This window comes from Paraburkholderia sp. MPAMCS5 (assembly GCF_036016995.1).
Taxonomy (GTDB): domain Bacteria; phylum Pseudomonadota; class Gammaproteobacteria; order Burkholderiales; family Burkholderiaceae; genus Paraburkholderia.
The window spans coordinates 186558-205827 of record NZ_JAYXBK010000006.1 but is presented as its reverse complement, the minus strand read 5'-3'; the positions used below and the strand labels follow the sequence as shown (position 1 = coordinate 205827).

General features: G+C 62.7%; 23 protein-coding genes. 9 read left to right on the top strand and 14 right to left on the bottom strand.

Translation table 11 applies throughout. The features are described 5' to 3' along the window. Nucleotides 1–77: 77 nt before the first annotated feature. A complete protein-coding gene (locus tag VOM14_RS16095; RefSeq protein WP_327629711.1) occupies nt 78–1424 on the top strand; it encodes an ABC transporter ATP-binding protein in 1347 nt (448 codons plus the stop codon). A gap of 101 nt (nt 1425–1525) precedes the next feature. On the opposite strand, the gene VOM14_RS16090 is transcribed toward VOM14_RS16095, so the two are convergent. The 3 genes from VOM14_RS16090 to VOM14_RS16080 all read right to left on the bottom strand — a co-directional run bounded on the left by VOM14_RS16090 (nt 1526) and on the right by VOM14_RS16080 (nt 3958). Beyond that, on the bottom strand, nt 1526–2068 hold the full coding sequence (locus VOM14_RS16090) for a hypothetical protein (RefSeq protein ID WP_327629710.1): 543 nt from the start codon (nt 2066–2068) through the stop codon (nt 1526–1528). Then, complete coding sequence (locus VOM14_RS16085; protein WP_327629709.1) at nt 2065–2643, bottom strand: hypothetical protein; 579 nt, start codon at nt 2641–2643, stop codon at nt 2065–2067. Before VOM14_RS16085 ends, VOM14_RS16090 begins: the two co-directional genes overlap by 4 nt. 256 nt (nt 2644–2899) lie before the next feature. After that, nucleotides 2900–3958, bottom strand: a complete 1059-nt coding sequence (locus VOM14_RS16080) for a sigma-54 interaction domain-containing protein (RefSeq protein WP_327629708.1) — start codon at nt 3956–3958, stop codon at nt 2900–2902. A 68-nt stretch (nt 3959–4026) separates the two neighbouring features. Between VOM14_RS16080 and VOM14_RS16075 the strand changes: the two genes are divergently transcribed. From VOM14_RS16075 to otsA, 7 genes are all read left to right on the top strand, one after another. Further along, the gene (locus VOM14_RS16075; protein ID WP_327629707.1) at nt 4027–4248 is read left to right on the top strand and encodes a hypothetical protein; all 222 of its coding nucleotides are present in this window, start codon (nt 4027–4029) and stop codon (nt 4246–4248) included. Between the two features lie 20 nt (nt 4249–4268). Next, nucleotides 4269–4586 (top strand): DUF883 family protein, encoded by a 318-nt coding sequence (locus VOM14_RS16070; RefSeq protein WP_327629706.1) that lies wholly within the window; start codon nt 4269–4271, stop codon nt 4584–4586. Between the two features lie 104 nt (nt 4587–4690). Further along, on the top strand, nt 4691–4963 hold the full coding sequence (locus tag VOM14_RS16065; protein ID WP_327629705.1) for a hypothetical protein: 273 nt from the start codon (nt 4691–4693) through the stop codon (nt 4961–4963). A 313-nt stretch (nt 4964–5276) separates the two neighbouring features. Next, nucleotides 5277–6677 (top strand): sigma-54-dependent transcriptional regulator, encoded by a 1401-nt coding sequence (locus VOM14_RS16060; protein WP_327629704.1) that lies wholly within the window; start codon nt 5277–5279, stop codon nt 6675–6677. Between the two features lie 186 nt (nt 6678–6863). Continuing rightward, nucleotides 6864–7079, top strand: a complete 216-nt coding sequence (locus VOM14_RS16055; RefSeq protein WP_327629703.1) for a hypothetical protein — start codon at nt 6864–6866, stop codon at nt 7077–7079. Nucleotides 7080–7235: 156 nt separating this feature from the next. Continuing rightward, nucleotides 7236–7487 carry a hypothetical protein gene (locus VOM14_RS16050; RefSeq protein WP_327629702.1) on the top strand — a complete coding sequence of 84 codons (252 nt, stop codon included), beginning with the start codon at nt 7236–7238 and terminating at the stop codon, nt 7485–7487. Between the two features lie 217 nt (nt 7488–7704). Beyond that, the gene (gene otsA, locus VOM14_RS16045; RefSeq protein ID WP_327629701.1) at nt 7705–9132 is read left to right on the top strand and encodes an alpha,alpha-trehalose-phosphate synthase (UDP-forming); all 1428 of its coding nucleotides are present in this window, start codon (nt 7705–7707) and stop codon (nt 9130–9132) included. A gap of 152 nt (nt 9133–9284) precedes the next feature. Here the strand turns inward: otsA and VOM14_RS16040 are convergent, their stop codons facing one another. The 5 genes from VOM14_RS16040 to VOM14_RS16020 form a co-directional block, all read right to left on the bottom strand. After that, nucleotides 9285–10736: an MFS transporter gene (locus VOM14_RS16040; protein WP_327629700.1), complete on the bottom strand. Its 1452-nt coding sequence runs from the start codon at nt 10734–10736 to the stop codon at nt 9285–9287. A 156-nt stretch (nt 10737–10892) separates the two neighbouring features. Then, nucleotides 10893–11396 (bottom strand): YbhB/YbcL family Raf kinase inhibitor-like protein, encoded by a 504-nt coding sequence (locus VOM14_RS16035; RefSeq protein WP_327629699.1) that lies wholly within the window; start codon nt 11394–11396, stop codon nt 10893–10895. Between the two features lie 162 nt (nt 11397–11558). Next, the gene (locus tag VOM14_RS16030; RefSeq protein ID WP_327629698.1) at nt 11559–12005 is read right to left on the bottom strand and encodes a very short patch repair endonuclease; all 447 of its coding nucleotides are present in this window, start codon (nt 12003–12005) and stop codon (nt 11559–11561) included. Nucleotides 12006–12205: 200 nt separating this feature from the next. After that, nucleotides 12206–12622, bottom strand: coding sequence for a hypothetical protein (locus VOM14_RS16025; RefSeq protein WP_327629697.1), 417 nt, complete (start codon nt 12620–12622; stop codon nt 12206–12208). Nucleotides 12623–12716: 94 nt separating this feature from the next. Continuing rightward, nucleotides 12717–12986 (bottom strand): hypothetical protein, encoded by a 270-nt coding sequence (locus VOM14_RS16020; protein ID WP_327629696.1) that lies wholly within the window; start codon nt 12984–12986, stop codon nt 12717–12719. Nucleotides 12987–13380: 394 nt separating this feature from the next. Here VOM14_RS16020 and VOM14_RS16015 point away from each other — a divergent pair, with 394 nt between their 5' ends. After that, entirely contained in the window at nt 13381–13986 is a 606-nt protein-coding gene (locus VOM14_RS16015; RefSeq protein WP_327629695.1) for a hypothetical protein, read from the top strand. A gap of 61 nt (nt 13987–14047) precedes the next feature. Here VOM14_RS16015 and VOM14_RS16010 read toward each other — a convergent pair whose 3' ends face one another. The 6 genes from VOM14_RS16010 to VOM14_RS15985 form a co-directional block, all read right to left on the bottom strand. Next, nucleotides 14048–14998 (bottom strand): LysR family transcriptional regulator, encoded by a 951-nt coding sequence (locus VOM14_RS16010; RefSeq protein WP_327629940.1) that lies wholly within the window; start codon nt 14996–14998, stop codon nt 14048–14050. Between the two features lie 205 nt (nt 14999–15203). Beyond that, entirely contained in the window at nt 15204–16091 is an 888-nt protein-coding gene (locus tag VOM14_RS16005) for a LysR family transcriptional regulator (protein WP_327629694.1), read from the bottom strand. A gap of 28 nt (nt 16092–16119) precedes the next feature. Next, nucleotides 16120–16845 (bottom strand): amino acid ABC transporter ATP-binding protein, encoded by a 726-nt coding sequence (locus VOM14_RS16000; RefSeq protein WP_327629693.1) that lies wholly within the window; start codon nt 16843–16845, stop codon nt 16120–16122. Next, a complete protein-coding gene (locus VOM14_RS15995; protein ID WP_327629692.1) occupies nt 16842–17519 on the bottom strand; it encodes an ABC transporter permease subunit in 678 nt (225 codons plus the stop codon). The genes VOM14_RS16000 and VOM14_RS15995 overlap by 4 nt, the downstream gene beginning before the upstream one ends. Before the next feature lie 2 nt (nt 17520–17521). Next, nucleotides 17522–18259: an amino acid ABC transporter permease gene (locus VOM14_RS15990; RefSeq protein WP_327629691.1), complete on the bottom strand. Its 738-nt coding sequence runs from the start codon at nt 18257–18259 to the stop codon at nt 17522–17524. Between the two features lie 67 nt (nt 18260–18326). Next, nucleotides 18327–19244 (bottom strand): glutamate/aspartate ABC transporter substrate-binding protein, encoded by a 918-nt coding sequence (locus VOM14_RS15985; RefSeq protein WP_327629690.1) that lies wholly within the window; start codon nt 19242–19244, stop codon nt 18327–18329. Nucleotides 19245–19270: the final 26 nt, after the last annotated feature.

Here is a 19270-nt window from a genome sequence, read left to right as displayed (position 1 = left end):
CTCACGCCACGCGCTTCCTTGGGGCACGAAGACTTGAGGCGGCCCGGCGTTTTCCTGAGAATTGAAGGCTTAACGCGATGCAAAATCCTAAAGCTGCTATGACCGCCGCGCCGATCCAGACGCCGCCGAAGCCGCCGCGCCTCGGCGAAGAGATCCTGCGCGTCAAGGACGTGTGCCGCGGTTTCAACAAGACGCAGGGCGAACTGCTTGTCCTCGACGACGCCAATCTCTCGCTTCGCGAAGGCGAGATCGTCGGTCTGCTCGGCCGCTCGGGCTCGGGCAAGTCGACATTGCTGCGCATCATCGCCGGTCTGATCGAGCCGACCGACGGCGAAGTCACCTACATGGGCAAGCCGCTCGACGGCCCCGCGAAGGGCGTCGCGATGGTGTTCCAGACGTTCGCGCTGTTCCCGTGGCTCACCGTGTTGCAAAACGTGGAAGCCGGCCTCGAAGCGCAAGGTGTCGGCGCAACCGAGCGGCGCACGCGCGCGCTCGCCGCGATCGACCTGATCGGTCTGGACGGTTTTGAAAACGCGTATCCGCGCGAGCTGTCGGGCGGCATGCGCCAGCGCGTCGGCTTTGCGCGCGCGCTGGTGGTCGATCCGACGCTCCTGCTCATGGACGAGCCGTTCTCCGCGCTCGACGTGCTGACCGCCGAAACGCTGCGTACCGACCTGCTCGATCTGTGGACGCAAGGCCGCATGCCGATCAAGGCGGTGCTGATCGTCACGCACAACATCGAGGAAGCCGTGTTCATGTGCGACCGGATTCTCGTGCTGTCGTCGAATCCGGGCCGCGTGATCGCCGAAATCAAGGTGCCGTTCAAGCATCCGCGCAATCGTCTGGACCCGGCGTTCCGGCGTCTCGTCGACGAAATTTACGCGAAGATGACCGCGCGTCAGACCGACGAGAAGACCAAGAAGGGGCTCGAGCTGCATAGCTGGCTGCCGCATGTGTCGACCAACCTGATGGCCGGTCTCATCGAAACGCTGGCCGCCGCGCCGTACCACGGCCGCGCGGACATGCCGGAAATCGCGCGCTCGCTGCATCTGGAAGTGGACGATCTGTTCCCGGTGGCGGAAGTGCTTCAGCACCTCGGTTTTGCCGACGTGCGCGAAGGCGACATTTTCCTGACGCCGCCCGCGCGCGTGTTCGCCGAGTTCGGCACCCAGGAACGCAAGATGATGTTCGCCGAGCATCTGCTGCGGCACGTGCCGCTCGCCGCGCGAATCAAGAAGGTGCTGAACGAGCGGCCGGGACACCGCGCGCCGCGCGTTCGCTTCGAGCAGGAACTGGAGGACTTTCTGTCCGACAGCGCCGCGGAAGAAACGCTCGACGCGGTCATCAACTGGGGACGTTACGGCGAGATTTTCTCCTACAACGACCAGACCGAAATCTTCAGCCTGGAAGACGTGGAAGCCTGAGCGCGCCGGCGTTGCCGCACACCATGCAATAAAAAACGGCAGGGGAGACCCTGCCGTTTCTGTTTTGCGCCGCGTGGTTTTCACGGCGATTTTCGCGACGTTTATTGCAGGTTGCCCCAGCGTTCCACCGCCGGTTCCGCCGACGCCCACTTCCAGCCTTTGTCCTGCTGACACGCGCTCGCGGTGTACCAGGTTTCGTGCGCGTTCTGGCCGTCGCCTTCTTGCACTGAGAACACGAACTCCTTGCACAGCGCAAGCGCCGAGCCGAACGCGCGGGTCACGCGCACCACGCCGCGGCCATTCTCAATGGGCAGCGTATGTTTGATGGACCAGGGCCGCGTTTCGCCGACCGGCATCGCGCCGGCCAATGCCGCGATCAGATTTTGCTGGTCGCTGTGCATGCTGCGCATGTAGCGGGCAACGGCTTCGTCTGTTGCAGCCTGCACGGCGATGCCGACGCCGATGCCGACCGCGGGGTTGGACGTGACGAGGCCGGACGCGACGCCGGCAGCCGCGCCGCTCGCCGCGCCGACCGAGGCGCAGCCGCTCGTCAGCAGAGTCGCGCTGATGCACAGCGCGCCGGCGAGCGCACTCAAACTCGCGCGATGAAGCGGCTTGCCGGCGGGTAGCGCACGCGCGGTCATTGCAGGGCACCCCAGCGTTCGGTGGCGGGTTCAGCCGAAGCCCATTTCCAGTTGTCGCCGTCACGGCAGATGGACGCGACGTAAAAGGCGCTGCTCGCGGGCACGTTCTGCGTGGCGATGTGGTCGACGGAGAACACGATTTCCTTGCAGTCGAGCGCGCCGGTGCTGATTGTGCGGCTCACGGTGACGCGGCCGTGTTCGTCGTCTTCGATCGGGACGGAGTGCGTCACGCTCCACGGCGCGACCGCGCCGACTTCGAGCGGCCCGGCAATTTTCGCGATGCCGTCCTGCGTGTTCGTGTGGACCACGCGCTCGGAGTACTGCACGCCGGCTCGCGCCGCGGCTACCGCGCCGAGACCGATGCCGGTGGCGACGGCGGCATTGCTCGTGACCTTGGCCGCGACCGCCGCGCCGGCGATACCCGCGCCGGCAGTGGCGCCTTCCGTGTAGAGCGAGCTGCAGCCGCTCAGCGCGGACGACACCGCCACGGTCAATGCAGCGAGCGCCGTTGCATGCGGACGTCCATACGCGGCAGTTTGTTTCAGCCAGCCGGCCCACACTGTTTTCTTTTGCATTCCCTGTCTCTGCTCTTGCAAGTGCTGCCGCTCGCGTGCGCAATGCAGCCGGCGAACGAGCGGCACGTGTTCCTATCGTTACAAAATAGGCTGCTGCATTTTGCAGGATGCGTTTTGTAATTGGCAGTGGGAAAGTGCAAGAAATTGCAAAAGATGATGCGCATCAAACCGGTTTCTGTTGGACGGAAGACCGGTTTTGCCTGGTGGTACGAAACGATTGGAGAGGAATCGGCAGGAAATTTCTGCGGGCGCGAACTTATGATTCGGTATCTTCTTCCGCGCCTTCGTCGCCGTACGCGCTCAAGCGGTTGTAGAGCGTTTTCAGGCTCACCCCGAGCGCTTTGGCCGCGCGCCGTTTGTCGCCGCCGCAGTATTTCAGCGTGCCGAGAATGATCTGCTTTTGCGCGTCCGCGAGCGGCGTGCCGATCCACACGCTCATCGCGTCGCCTTGCGTCACGGGCCGCTTCACCTTCGACGCGAGATGCGGATGCGGCAACTCCACCGTTTTTTCCGCGAGGATAAACGCGCGGTACACCGCGTTCTTCAGCTCGCGCACGTTGCCCGGCCACGACCAGGTGCGCAGCGTTTCGAGGGACCGTTTGCTGAAACTCTTGTGCGTGCCTTCCTGCTGGTTGAGTTGCGCGAGGAAGTGCTGCGCGAGCAGTTCGCGATCGTTCTCGCGCTCGCGCAGCGGCGGCGCGCGCAACGGAAACACCGCGAGCCGGTACATCAGGTCTTCGCGCAAGCCGTTTTCCTTCACCGCGACCGCGGGGTCGCGATTGGTCGCGGCGATCACGCGGACATTGCCGCTGATCAGTTCGTTGCCGCCGACGCGGTAAAACGCGCCGGTTTCGAGCGCGCGCAGCAGTTTCACCTGACGCACGGGCGCCATTTCGGTGACTTCGTCGAGGAACAGCGTGCCGCCGTTCGCGTGCTCGAAATAACCGATGCGCCCTTGAACCGCGCCGGTGAAGCTGCCTTTTTCATGACCGAAGAGTTCGGCCTCGATGAGTTCGTCGGGGATCGCGCCGCAATTCACGGCGACAAAAGGCGCCTCCTTGCGGCTGCTCTGGTCGTGGATCGTGCGGGCGATCAGCTCCTTGCCGGTGCCCGATTCGCCGATGATCAGCGCGGTCGCATCGGTATTCGCGACGCGCTCGATCTGCTCGTACAGATCGAGCATCACCGGCGACGAACCGTACAGCAGCCCGTACGATTTCAGTCCCGCGATGCCGTCCGCGACGCGCTGCTTCGCCTGAGCGGAAGTGCTGCCGCCGGCTGACACAGTGGGCGAGTCCAGATCGATTGACGCCATAAACGGGGAAGTCCTGTGCAAATGGGGTTCGTTGGTGCGGCGCGTGAGGCCTGGGAACGAGACAGGTCGTGAAGTTCTATCTCACAAAAGACAATTTAACCACTTCGACGGCGCTTCCTGCAATCTATGTGACAGCGCCAGATCAGCTCGCGCGGAAAACCGGTCGAAAGCGCGAGCGCAAAGCGCGAAGCCAAGCGGCAAACGACGAAAACTTACCGGGCATGTGGCTTGCGCCTCCTACCCGACACGCGCGCTTCGGCTGCGAATGCCGCCGCCCGCGCGTGCGCTGAACCCAGACGAGGAGCTAATGATGACTGACACGACGCAACAGCTTGCACTCGGCGGCCAGAAGATCGTCGAGGATTTGCGGGTGCTGTTGAGGGATTCGGAAGAAATGCTGCGGCTCGCCGCAAACGTACCGGGCGAGGGCGTCGGCGCCCTGCGCCAGAAATTGGGCACGCACGTGGAGACGCTGCAATCGGCGCTCGGCGATGCGCAGGAAAGCGCGCAGCGGCGCTATCGATCAGCGACGCTCAACACCGAGCGCTATGTGCGGCACAACCCGTGGAGCTCGGTCGCTATTGCGGCGGGCGTCGGCTTCGTGCTCGGCGTGCTGACCGCGCGTTGATCGCGGGTTGGCCGCGCGTCGAACGCGCGTTGCTTGCATGTTGCCGGTGCGTTGATCGCGCGGCCTGTTCGACTTTCCGTTTTCACGACCACAAGGAGTTCACGATGGCTCGACCCAACATTGGCATCTTCGGTGCGCTCATGGCGCTCGGCGGTTTTCTCGCGGTGCGCTACGTGCAGCGCAACCGCGCCACTCAATTGACGACTGGGCGCGAGTTGAATCGCTGGGAAGACGAGGGCGGCGCGGTGGCGCCGGCGGCGTCTTCGACGGCCGCCACGCAACCGGGCGCGGCGTCGGCGGCGAGCGCCGGTGCGGGTGCGCAGCGCGCCAACGGTTCTGCGCATCCCGATGCGTGGCCGTTCCCGCACAGCAGGTAAAGCAGCCAAGCCGGCTCGTCGGCGGAGCGCCGCGAACCAGGCTGCCGGGCGTGCAGCGTTCCGCCAGGACTGTTAAATTGTCTCAGTAAAGCCTTATAATAGGTAAATACACAACAATAGTGCCGGCCACGTCGCGGTTTTTGCGTGGATTGTTGCAATATTGACCGGAATCGACGGTCGCGTGCCTTGCGGAAGTTGGCGTGCGCTCACATTGAGACGCACATGCCGGCCGCTGGCGCGAGGTCGTCGCCGCTTTTTTCAGCATGCGCCGCCGCATGCTGCTCCTCCCACGCTTGCAGGCTTTCGAAACGCGATGCCACATGTACTGATTGTCGATGACGACGCAGGTACCCGCGAGGCGCTTTCCGCCATCATCGGGGAAGACGGCCTGACCACCGCCACCGCGGGCGATTTGCGCGAAGCGCGTATCCAGCTGGTCCGGCAGATGCCGGACGTTGTGTTCACCGACCTGAAGCTGCCGGACGGCAGCGGGGTCGAACTGTTCGAAGATCTCGATCCGCGCTCCGGCGTGGAAGTGATCGTGATTACCGGCCATGCCACGGTCGAGTCGGCGGTCAACGCGCTCAAAATGGGCGCCACCGACTATCTGGTGAAGCCGATCAACATGCAGCGCGTGAAGGCGATTCTGTCGCGCCTGCCGCGCGCCGGCGACCTGAAGGCCGAAATCGGCACCTTGCGGGGCGAACTGCGCCGCATGGGCCGCTTCGGTCTGATGCTCGGCAATTCGCCGGCCATGCAGGAGGTCTACGACCAGATCGGCCGCGTCGCGCCGACGGCGGCCTCGGTGATGCTGGTCGGCGAATCGGGCACCGGCAAGGAAGTCGCCGCCCAGACGCTGCACGAACTCAGTTTGCGTCGCAAGCACGCGTTTCTCGCGGTGAACTGCGGCGCGATTTCGCCGAATCTGATCGAGTCCGAAATGTTCGGCCACGAGCGCGGTTCGTTCACCGGCGCGGACCGTCAGCACAAGGGCTATTTCGAGCGCGCGAACGGCGGCACGCTGTTCCTCGACGAAATTACCGAAATGCCGATCGAGTTGCAGGTCAAGCTGCTGCGCGTGCTGGAAACCGGCATGTTCATGCGCGTCGGCACGACGAAGGAAATCGAAACCGACGTGCGCCTGATCGCGGCGACCAACCGCGATCCGGAGCAGGCCGTGCTGGAAGGCAAGCTGCGGCTCGACCTTTACCATCGGCTGAACGTGTTTCCGATCAGCCTGCCGCCGCTGCGCGAGCGCGGCAAGGACGTCGAACTGCTCGCCCAGGCGTTTCTCGACGAACTCAACGAGCGCCACGGCACGAAAAAACATTTCCCCGCCGCCGTGAAGGAAATGCTGCTGTCGTACCCGTGGCCGGGCAACGTGCGTGAACTGAAGAACTACGTGCAGCGCGCGCACATCATGTCGGGCACGGATTCGGACAGCACGGCGACGGTGCCGCTGCAGATCACGCTGTCGAAGCCGGCGGCCGGCACCGCGATCACGATTGCGTTCGGCACGTCGCTCGCCGAGGCGGATCGTCAGCTGATTCTGGCGACGCTCGAACAATGCGGCGGCGTGAAGACGCGCGCCGCCGAGATTCTCGGCATCAGTCTGAAAACGCTGTACAACCGCCTCGTGGAATACGGCAACGACGCGCGCGAAGACGGCGACCCCGCCGACGAATCGCGCGCGCTGGGCGGCGCGGACGCCTGAGGGCGGCGCCGCTGCGCTTGGCTACCGCGTGTTGTGCCACGCCGCTGTGCTTGGCAGCGGCGCTGCGCTTTGCTGTCGTGCGCGGTGTGGCCGCCGCACTTTGCCGCTCCGCTCCGACCGGAAGCGCGCCAATAACGGCACAGGCCTTGCTGTGTTCCGACTGAACGCATAACGAGGATCACTGACATGCCGGAATACGCTGCCGCTCCCGCGTCGCCCCTTCCGAAGCACGCTCATCGCCCCGAGCCGATCGAGCCGCCCACGCCCGGCGAGCCGGATACGGTGCCCGATCCGAGTCCTCAACCGGTCGAACCCGTCGAGCCGCCGATCGGCGATCCGCCGCCGCAGCCGACTCAGACGCCGCAGGCCAGTCAGCGCCCGCCAATCTCTCTGCGCCTCTGACATCGGCGGGGTGCCGCGCCCTAGGCGGGCGAAGCAAATTTGTGTACATGTTACAAATCCGGCGCACCTTTTACCGGCAATTTACCGTCGCCGCTTTGGTTTCGTGTCGACGCGGCATATGCACGGCGGCGCGGCTTTGGCTCGGAGGGATCGATCATGAGACACCCAGCACTGCGGCGTTCGGCGCGCCACGCGAAGCGCGATTCCCGGCCCGCCGCAAACAAGAACAGCCCGCCGCCACTTTCGCCGGATGCGGCCGCCACGCCGGCCGCTCCCGAACATCACGATCCGTCCGCGCAGAATCGCGTCGCGCCCGATGCGCCGCCTGACGGGGAATACAACCAGGGCGGCGCGCGTTCCGAAGGCATCGAGTATCAGCGCGACCTGGGCTCCGAACAGGACGCATGAGGCGGCCCTTCAGCCGGCGAGCAAAACGTTCGCCGGTTGATCATATGAAACAGCATGAACTTCTTCGCTGCGCCTTCGCACGGCGGGTTTTTGCTCGCTCGTCACATTTGCATACATTTTTATTTTCAGCCTCCGCCGAAAACGGCACGCGACTTGCATGCACCTTTCTGGCACTTGTCCGTATGCAACGAAACAACTGAACTTAGGTGGAGCGCCAATGAGCAGACTGATCGTGGTATCGAATCGTGTTGCGCCGACCCAGGAAGGCCGGCCCGCAGCGGGTGGCCTGGCGATCGGCGTGCTGGACGCGTTGAAGGAAACCGGCGGGGTGTGGTTCGGCTGGAGCGGCGAGACCGTGAGCGAGCCGTCCGCGCCGCTGATCGAGAAGCAGGGCAACGTGACCTACGCGACCGTCGGCCTCACCAAGCGCGACTACGACCAGTATTACCGCGGCTTTTCGAACGCGACCTTGTGGCCCACGTTCCACTATCGCAATGACCTGTCGCGCTACGACCGGCAGGAATACGCGGGCTATCAGCGCGTCAATGCGACGCTTGCCAGGCAGCTCAAGGAGCTGCTGCGGCCCGACGACATCATCTGGGTGCACGACTATCATCTGCTGCCGTTTGCGCGCTGCCTGCGCGAGCTGGGCGTGAAAAATCCGATCGGCTTCTTCCTGCACATTCCGTTTCCGGTGCCCGAAGTGCTGCGAACCATTCCGCCGCACGAGGAACTGGTGAAGGCAATGTGCAGCTACGACGTGATCGGTTTCCAGACGGAAGCGGATCGCCAGTCGTTCGTCGATTTCATCGAACGCGGTCATCACGGCACGTCGAGCGAAGACGGCATGGTGCACGCGTATAACCGCTTCCTCAAAGTGGCCGCGTATCCGATCGGCATCTATCCGGACGCGATCGCGAAGGCCGCCGAGCAGTTCACCGACCGCAAGCCGGTGCGCAGCCTGCGCGACGGCATGCGCGGCCGCAAGCTGATCATGAGCGTGGATCGGCTGGACTATTCGAAAGGTCTGGTGGAGCGCTTCCAGGCGTTCGAGCGCCTGCTGCTGAACGCGCCCGGATGGCACGGACGTGTGTCGCTCGTGCAGATCGCGCCGCCGACGCGCGCCGACGTGCAGACCTATCAGCGGATTCGTCAGACGCTCGAAGGCGAGGCCGGGCGCATCAACGGCCGCTTCGCCCAGCTCGACTGGACGCCAATCCAGTATCTGAACCGCAAATACGAGCGCAATCTGCTGATGGCGCTGTTCCGTCAATCGCAGGTGGGTTATGTGACGCCGCTGCGTGACGGCATGAATCTGGTGGCGAAGGAATATGTCGCGTCGCAGGACCCCGCCGATCCGGGCGTGCTGGTGCTGTCGCAATTCGCCGGCGCGGCCGAGCAACTGCCGGGCGCGCTGGTTGTCAATCCGTTCGACCTTTCGCAGATGGCCGAGGCGCTCGAACGCGCGCTGTCCATGCCGCTCGCCGAGCGCCAGGCGCGTCACGCCGACATGATGGCGCCGATGCGCGAGAACAACCTGTCCGTGTGGCGCGATACCTTCCTCGGCGACCTGCGCAACGTCGCGACGGCTTCTTCCGTGACGGCCAAAGCGGTAAAGCTCGCTGACGTGACGGCATCGTCGTAGGCGGGATCTACGGCCGCGCGGTTTTGCCGAGGCTGCGCGCGCTCGTCACGTCTGACTCGTATCGATTGCAGTGAAGAAGTAGGAAGGGCGCGGATCGCACGATGCGATCCGCGCTTTTTTATATGCGTTGTCGCTGCGGCCCTGCGCGGGTCTCAGGCCGGCCGCGCGTTTGCCCGCTGCGTCACGCGCATCATGCTGACCACTGCGGCCAGCGCGGAAAATCCGGCGGCCACATAGAGCGCAATGACCGGTCCGTTCTGCGGTGCGATCCCGAAGATCAATGCGACGAGCGCCGCGCCGAGCGTCTGCCCGCTCAGACGCGCGGTGCCCAGCATGCCGCTCGCGCCGCCGCTACGCTCGCGCGGCGCCGAGGACAGCATCGTGCGATTGTTCGGCGACTGAAAGATGCCGAAGCCCGCGCCGCACAACGCCATGCGCCACGCGATCTGCACCGCGTCGGGATGCGCGCCGAGCGTGGCGAGCAGCAGCAGGCCGGCGGTCATCGCGGCGAGGCCGATGCCGCCGAGCCAGCCCGACGACACCTTGTCCGCCAGCACGCCGGCAACCGGCGCGGCAATGATGATGATCGCCGGCCACGGCGTCATCAGCAGGCCGGTTTCGACCTGGCTCAAACCGAGCGTGTCCTGCAACATGAAGGGCAATGACACGAAGGCGAGCATCTGCGCGCAGAACGAACAGACCGAGGTTCCGATCGACAGCGCGAAGATCGGAATGCTCAACAAGTCCACCGGCAGCAGCGGCGCAGGGCGGCTCAACTGACGGCGCACGAAGAAGTAGCCGATCACCACCGCGCCGAACACTTCGGCGGCGATATAGGGGAGATGTTCGCCCTGGCCGAGTCCGTCGACTGCGAAAATCAGCAGGCCGAACACGAACGCGTTCATCACCGCGCTCAACAGGTCGTACGGCGAATCGTGGCCGCGGTTCATGGGCAACGCCTTGATGGCGCCGACAATCGCCGCGATGCCGATCGGCACATTGATCGCGAAGAGCCACGGCCACGAAGCGACGGCGAGCACGCCCGAGGCGACCGTGGGTCCGACCGCCGACGACACCGCGACGACCATCGCGTTGATGGCGACGCCGCGTCCCAGTTGCGTGGGCGGATAGATCATGCGAACCAGCGCCGTGTTCACGCTCATCACGCCCGCCGCGCCGAAACCCTGCGCCACACGCGCAAGGGCGAGCGTCGGCAGCGAGTTGGACAGCGCGCAACCGAACGATGCCAGCGTGAACAGGATCAGCCCGGCGAGATAGATGCGCCGGTAGCCGATGCGATCGCCAAGCGATGCGAGCGGCAGCAGCGAAATGGTAATGGCGAGCTGATAGGCGTTGATGACCCAGATCGAGCCGGCCGCGCTCGCATGAAGATTTCGCGCGATGGTCGGCAGCGCTACGTTGGCAATCGCGCTGTCGAGCACCGCTAGCGTGAGGGCGAGCGCGATGACGAGCATCGCCCAATAGCGTTGCGGCGTCGGCAGCCCGAGTTCGGGGTTGGGCGCGCTGCGGGGACTGGGCGTGCCGGCGGCTTCGGCCGCTTCGCTCAGTGAGGCGCCGCCATTGCGCGATGGTTGTGCGTGCATCGATTATTCGATTGTGCTTTCGACGGCTCGCTGGCCGCGCGGCGAGCGAGCCGCCGGTGGCGACCGCCGTTCGACAAAGGTCTGCGCGAGCCGCGCCGATGCCGGCGTTCGCGCCGCAGACCGGGTGCGACGCGACGCGGTATCGCGGGTTCGGCGTTACTTGAGTTCGTACAGGCCGGTATGCGTGGTCGAGTCGATCTCGTTCATATGCGTCATGAAACGCGCGACCGCATTGGTGGTTTCCGCATTGATCGGCAGATGCGGCACGCGCAGCGCATGCAGGCGAAAGATGTAGCGATGCGTCTTGTCGCCGCGCGGCGGCGCCGCGCCGCCGAAGCCGACCGTGCCGTAATCGTTGCGCACCTGCAGCGCGCCTTGCGGCAGCAGCGAGCCGTCCGGCTTGCCCGCGTTGCGCGGCAGCGAACGCGCGTCGGCGGGAATGTTCACCACCACCCAGTGCCAGAAGCCGCTGCCGGTCGGGGCGTCGGGATCGTGCACGGTCAGCGCGAAGCTTTGTGTGTCGGCCGGCGCACCTTCCCACTGCAGCACGGGCGAGATGTTTTCGCCATCGACGCCGAAGGCTTTGTCGTCGTATTCGTGGGCTTTCGGCATGAAGCCGTTGGTGGGGAAATCGTCGGACCAGAGACGGAAATCAGCCATAGTGTGCCTCCCTTCTTGGTGGGTTTTCGAGGGCGCGAAGCGTGCGGTTGCGGCGCTGCGCCGGCGTGATGCACGACGCGCCGGCGCGCTTCGGATCAGCCAGTCGAGTGTATCACCGCGAGCTTGCGGTTCGCTCGCGGCGCGCCAGGCTTCGCACAGCTTTCACGCGCGCTCCTCGAAACCCGGCGCCTCGCTTTGCAACCATTCGACGAGCCGCGCGAGCACACCTTCGATATCGCGATTCGCGCCCCGCAAAGCGCATTCCCACACGATGCCGACGCGCCAGCCGCTGGCGAGCAACGCGGCGCGGACCTTCTCATCATTGCTGCGATTGCGGCCTATCTTCTCGCGCCAGAATTCGGGGCGCGTCTGCGGCCACTTGAACAGATGACAGTCGTGGCCATGCCAGAAACAGCCGTGCACGAACACGACGGCGCGGTAGCGGGGCAGCACGATATCGGGACGTCCCGGCAGATCGCGCGCATCGAGACGAAAGCGGAATCCCCGCCGATGCAGCAGGCTGCGGATCAACACTTCCGGCTTCGTGTTGCGTCCCCGGATGCCGGACATCATCCGGCTGCGCGTGGCGCTGTCGACGATATCGACCATGTCTAGCGCGGGTTGCGTCGCGCGCCCGGCTTGAGCGCGCGGCGATGGGACGTGTTGCGAATCATGCGATGGCTCCTCGGTATGGCAACGCGGCAAGCAGCGATTGCATACGCGGGAGCACGATGCGCGCCACTTCGACATAAGCGAGTTTACGCAAAAGTCTGTCTGGCGCGCTGACCGGAAAAAGACCGGGCCTCGGGTCAGGATCGACGTACGAGCATGCAAAGAGTCTGGATTTTGCGCAATTCCGAGTCGTAACCTTCGAGCGTGTGGCTAAGCGGCTTGCCGCGGTCGCGCCGTGTGCGCCCGAGTTCGCTTTTCTCTTCCTGTGTGGGAATCCAGTAGATGCCGGTGCGCGACTCCTGCACGTAACGAATCACGCCGGTGTCCACGAGCAGGGTCAATGAGGCGCGAACTTGCCGCTTGTTGCTGTTCAGCCGGTTCGCGAGCGCGACGCATGTGTATCGCACGCCGGGTGTCATGAAAGTGCCGATGTTCGACGCGGTCAGCCTCTTGCGCTTGTCCGAGGTTGTTTTATTCGAAGCCACGACTGCGCGCCCGACGGCGTTTGCGTTTTCATTGTGCGACTTCGCCTGCGATGTGTGATCCGTTTTCATGTTCGACGCCTCTTTGCTTGCTGTGGTTTTCAGTGCGGATTCGTCTTCACATCACGGGCCGGAAAGGAGTGGTCCGGCCGCGCCTACGTGATCGTTATTGCGTTTCAGCCGAGGGAACACCGTCGCGCGCGGCCGCGACCGAGGCGTCGCGCTCTTTCGCCGCGGCTGCCTTTTGTCGCTGATAGACCCGCTTCGCAGCAGCGACCTTTGCGTCGTAAGTGTGATTCGCCGCGGAAATCCGCTGATGCATCTGCACGATCTGGTCATTGCTCGCCGTCGAGGTTTTGTCGGCCTCCGTCTGCGCCCAACATGCGGATGCCGCGGCACCCATGCAGAGCACCAGAGTGGAAACGATTTTCTTCATGGACCTTCCTGTTGAGAAAAAAAAGGCGGCCGCGTCAAGCGGCCGCAAAGTCCACCACTGAGACCTTACAAGTGGCGGCTCCGGGGTTCGTTACTCGCTGCAACGTGGATAAAAGTTAATCCACGTCACGCCGTCCGGGAAGACCAGCAATGCCATACACGTAAAGCAAAACCGAACGCGAGGCATCGTGAAATCACAGCGCGGCTGCCGACGTCATGCACCGATCCCGTGCATTCCGCGCGACTGTTCGCCGGCGATTAACGCGTTCACAAGCGCATTGCTTCACAAGCGCCAATGGCTCGCGATACGTTTGCGCCTGACATAGGCCCGCAAGTTTCATGAAGTGCTGTCGTCCACATCAATCAACTTCAATCACACACGAAGAGAGAGTCATATGCGTGCACTTACGCTGCGATCGTCGAATTTGCTGAAACTCGCTTTTGCCGGAGCAATATTGCTGGGTCATCCGCCATTCGTTCATGCTGCAAAGGCGCGCGCGCCTTCATCCGCGAGTGCGCCAGGCGGAGAAGTTATCGCGCGACTCACGAGCCGCATCGTCAATGTCGATACGCAAACGAGCCGCGTGACGGTTCAAGGATCGCGTGGAGAGACAGTGATTATCGCGGTGGACCCCGAAGTGGCCGACGTGCGAAAGCTCAAGGTAGGCGACGAAGTTCACGTCGAATACAAAGGGGCGCTGCTGTTGTCGGCGGAAAAGGTGCAGGCGAAGGGCATCCGCTCGCGCATCGAAAACGAAGCCACCACGCCGGTCAATCACGGTCTGTCCGTCACGCTTCGCAACGTCGATATTGTGGCAACCGTACAGAGCCTCGACCGCAAGAGGCATCAGATCGTCTTGCGCGGGCCCGAGCGCAGCGTGCTGTTGCAAATTGCACCGGACGTCCCGCTCGATAATGTTGCAGTGGGCGACAGCGTGCACGCGAAGTACCGCGCCGAAACAGCAGTGCTGATTACTCGCGACGGCGAACCGATTCGCTGACCGATTCGCTGACACCACGCCGGCGCGCACATGCCGCCGGCGCGACATGTTGTGCGTGCAACTAGAAGAGCAATTCCGTTGATTGCAGAACGCGCTTCGCTTCCGCCGTTCCCGCCTGGTCGCTGTTGCGGATCGTCTCCAGAAGTATGTCGATGAGGCAATTCGCCGCCGCGCTCAAAGGATGTCCGCTGCGTGAGACGATACCCGCCGAGGTCTCGGCAAGTTCTTCTCTTAGAGGAAAGGCGCAGAACTTGTAGCGCGACACGCAAAGCTCTGCCAATGGCCACGGAAAGATACTGACTGCATCGGTTCTTTGCAGTACCGACGCGGCCATCATCAAAGAGTGAGTGAAATGAACATTACGTGGTTCGGTCAGGCCATTGCGATAGAACATTTTCTTGGAGAACCGGCATTCCATGTCGGAATCTAGAGAAACGAGCCAGTCCGCGTCCATCAGATCCGCGAGCGAGCGGGATTGCGCGAGCGGATGTCCCTGCCGGGCGACCACGGTCACGCCGGAAGAAAAAAGCGGGCGGAAATTGAACTCCGTGGTGGCGGCATCGGGGGCTTCCTGGCCAATGAATATTTCGACGCTGCCATCACGCAAGCGCGGATTCGCAATGGACAGGGTGCCCTCGAACATCTCAAGCTGCACATTCGGCATTCTCTTGCGAAACTGAACGAATATTTCCGGCAAAAAACACAGGGCGATCCACGGCGTAATGGCCACCGACAGCTTGCCGCCGGGCTGTCCGCGCATTTCGTTCAGCGCGCCATGAGCGCGTTCCACCTGGGACACGATAAGTCTGGCATGCGTGAGAAGCGTATTGCCGGAATCCGTCAACGTCGCGCCAGACGAGGTACGCTGCATCAGGGAAATATTCAGGGAGTCTTCGAGATCTTTGAGCGCCTGTGTGATCGCCGATGGCGACAAGCCCAGGACCCGGGCTGCTCCGCGGACACTCCCGGCGTCCGCAATGGCGACGAGCGCGCGAAGTTGATGATTCTTCATCGTGTCCTCACCGTGTGAAGATATGCGTTTCTGCTGGAAATAGCCTTGTTTCGATTGACGCGTCTTTTGAATAAGGTCTTCCAGTTTGTCTGCCGCTGGCGAGGGCATGAACCGGAATATCGACCACGCGTAAATACGATGCAATTATGAGGATCGCCCGATGGCGGCGCCATGGTCCCAGAAATAACTCTGAATTAACCTGTCGTTATTGTTCCGCGGGTGTGCGCCGAGCGACTTCAATGGCCGCATCCAGTACGACCGACTTGCTGTTCTGAGCACGCCAGAATGCGACCAGCCTACGTGGCGGGATGTCCGCCAGAATTACGCGCTTCAGTTCACAGCTTTCTATCAGATCCCGCGGCACATGTTCGGGCAATATCGCAATCGCGCCACTAATAGCGGACATTCGCAACGACAGTTCGAGCGAATTGCATTCGATAAACGGCTGTATCTGAGAGCCCAGCACGCGTTCTACATAACGACGCACGCCGAAGTGACGGGGCGGCAGGATCAGTTTCAGATCGGATAAGCGCGATATCGCCGCGCGGTTCACATCGCTTCTTGTGTGGTGATAAAGCGCGAGGTGTTCGCTGTAAAGATCGACGCATTCCAGTTCGGCGGCATTGACATCCGTGGAATAGGTCAGCCCGAGATCGGCTATGCCGCGCAAAACTGTTTCCACCACCTGACTCGAACTCTCGCATTGCAACGACAGGCGAACTTGCGGATAGAGTCGCAGCAGTTCCTTGCTGAGCGTCGGCACGAAATGGCCGACCAGTGTCTGCACCGTGGCGATGCGCAGCGAAAGCCCCCAACCCGGACCATTCACGCACGCATGCGAGACGGATTCATCGAGTGCATCGAAGAGCGGTTCGATCGTGCGAAAGAGCGCTTCGCCGTCGGGCGTGAGCTGCATGCCGCGTCCATGCCGCCTGAAGAGCGGATGGCCCAGCTTCAGTTCGAGCGACTGAATGTGTTTGCTCAGGGCAGGCTGCGTGATGCCGACGCTGTCCGCCGCCGCCCGCAGCGAACGCGATTTCGCAACTGCGACGAACATCCGCAGTTGCGTGTCATGACTTGCGCTGAATGTCATCTGGCGTGCTTCGAGCTACGCACAATGTTCAATGCAGAATCTTGGCGAGGAATTCTCTTGCACGCTCGCTGCTCGGCGCGCCGAAGAAATCTTCCTTGCGCGCATCTTCGACAATGCGTCCGCGATCCATGAACACGACCCGGTGCGCGACTTTTTTCGCGAAGCCCATCTCGTGAGTGACACACATCATCGTCATGCCTTCTTGCGCCAGTTCGACCATCACTTCGAGCACTTCGTTGATCATCTCCGGATCGAGCGCGGAGGTCGGCTCGTCGAAGAGCATCGCGATGGGGTCCATGGAGAGAGCGCGCGCTATCGCCACGCGCTGCTGCTGACCTCCGGATAGCTGGCCAGGGAATTTGTCGGCGTGCGCGCGAAGGCCGACGCGATCGAGTAGCGTGAGTCCTCGCGCCGCGGCTTCGTCGCGGCTTCGACCCAGCACCTTGATCTGCGCGAGCGCGAGGTTATGGGTGATCGACAGGTGCGGAAACAGTTCGAAGTGCTGAAAGACCATGCCGACCTTCGCGCGCAACTTCGAGAGATTGGTGCCGCGGCCATTGAGCGAGACGCCGTCGATGGCGATCTCGCCTTGCTGGATCGGCTCAAGCCCGTTGACCGTCTTGATCAAGGTCGATTTGCCGGAACCGGACGGTCCGCAGATGACCACGACTTCGGCTTTTCGCACGCCGATCGAACAGCTGTCCAGCACGCGAAACTGCCCGTACCACTTCGAAACGTCTTTCAGTTCAATCATTTTGCTAACCTCATCCGAACGCAATTAGTGACCGCGATCAGCGTGGTGGTGACCGCCCAGTAAGCCGCGCCCGCAACGAGCAGCATGGGCACGATGGTGCCGTCGCGTTCGCCGATTGCAGTGACGCGCCGAAAGAAGTCGCCCAGTGCAATGACGTACACGAGCGACGTGTCCTGAAAGATGACGATGCACTGCGTGAGAGCGAGTGGCACCATCGCGCGAAATGCCTGTGGCAGGATCACATAGCGCAGCGTCTGGGCTGATGTCATGCCGAGCGCGTGTCCCGCGTGAAGCTGTCCGCGCGGCAGGCTCGCGATGCCCGCGCGAATGATCTCGCAGAAGAACGCGGCTTCGAGCAGCGAGTACGCCGTGAGCGCCGAGGCGAGCCGCAAGTCGACCGTCGAAGGAAGATTGAAGAGTGTCTTGAGTAGCTGCGGCACGATCAGAAAGAACCACAACAGCAGCATGACGAGCGGAATGGAGCGGAACAGCGATACGTAGGCATGCGTAAAAACACGCAGTGCGCAATACGAAGACAAACTCAGTACCGCGAGAACCGTGCCCCACGCGAGACCGCACAGAATGGCCACAACGGTGATCTCAAACGTGATTCGCATGCCCGAGAGCAGAACATCTCGTGAGTCGATCAGTGCTTGCCAGTCGAATTCGAACATGCTCAGGCTCCCATCATGCCGGGCAGCGCGGTGCGCCGGCGAATCCAGCCCATGCCGCGCAGAATCACGAAGTTCAGCGCCATATAGGCCAGCGTCACGCAGACAAAGGATTCATACGGCTGAGCCGTGTAATCGACGAGTTGCCGCGCCTGGCCCGACAGTTCGAGCAGGCCGATGGTGGAAGCCACGGCCGAGTTCTTGGAGATGATAAGGAACTCCGAAGTCAATGGCCCGAGGATCGTGCGAAACGTGACGGGAAGCAGTACATGACGATAGGCCTGCGCACGCGTGAGCCCGAGTGCGAACGCCGCGTTGATCTGTCCGGCCGGCCGCGCCATGATGCCCGCGCGTACCTGCTCGCAGATTCGCGAGCCCGTGTAGACGCCGAGCGAGAGCACCGATGCAATCAGAAACTGCGGATGCGAAGGCAGACTCTTGAGCCAGTCGCCCATCGGCGTGGGCAACAGTTCGGGCACGACGAAGAACCAGATGAAGAACTGCACGATCAGCGGGACGCCGCGAAAAATCGACACATAGACCGCGCCTGCGGTACTCGCTGCGCGGTTCGGCAATGTGCGCATCACGCCGAAAACGGTGCCGATTGCAAGCGCGAGCGCGAAAGCCAGTAGCGTTAGTTCAACCGTGTTGCCGAGTCCGGACACGAGCCAGCCGATATACGTATGCGGCTCGCCGGTTGCAACGGGCTGCAGCAGCACGCCCCAATGCCACGTGTAATCCATGGAATACCTCTAGCCTGCGCGTGCCGCCGCGTTTTTTTGCGCATGCGGGCACGCTGGTCCAATGTGATTAGGAGAGCGGCTTATCGCCGGGATTCGCGAAGAGCGTCTGCATACGCGGCGACAGCGGCAAATCGAGGTTCACGCGTTTCGGTGGGATCGGCTGCTGGAACCAGTGCCGGTACAGGGTTGCCGCGAGCCCCGATTTCTGGGCGTCGGCGATGGCTGCGTCCATGACGGCTTTCATCGGCGCATCGTTCTTGCGCAGCATGCAGCCGTAAGCCTCGAAGGTTTGCGGCGTGCCGACTATTTCATAGTCGTCGGCATTGCGTGCCTTCGCGCGTTCCCCGGCGAGCAGCGCGTCGTCCATCATCATGGCTTTCGCGCGGCCCGTGGAGAGCATGAGGAACGATTCCGTGTGATCCTTCGCGCTGATGATGTCCATGCCCATCGAATTCTCGACGTTCATCTTGCGCAGGATTTTCTCCGAGGTCGTGCCGGCGCCGACCACCAGGGTCTTGCCCTTCAGATCCGCGAAATCCTTGATGCCCGATTTTTTGTTGACGAGCAGCCGGGTGCCGATCACAAAGAAGCTGTTGGAGAACGACACTTGCTGCGCGCGCTCGGCGTTATTCGTCGTGCTCGTGCATTCGAAGTCGATCGTGCCGTTTTGCAGCAGCGAAATGCGGTTCTGCGAAGTGATCGGAATCATGCGCACCTTCAGATCAGGAAGCTTGAGGTTCGTCCTGATGCGCTCGACGATGAGATTCGCGACGTCGATTGAATAGCCGATCGGCTTCTGGTCCGCATCGTAATAGGAGAACGGCACCGACGCGTCGCGATAGCCGATGGTGATCACGCGTTCGTCGTGTACTTTGAGAAGCGTGCCGGTGAGTGTGGGCTCGGCCGCGCCCGCGTCGCTCAGCGCGCTGAAGGCCAGCAACGTGGCAGCGGCAATCGCGCCGCGCAAGCCATGGTGTCGTTTCATGGTTGTCTCCGGAAGATCAGTCTTGT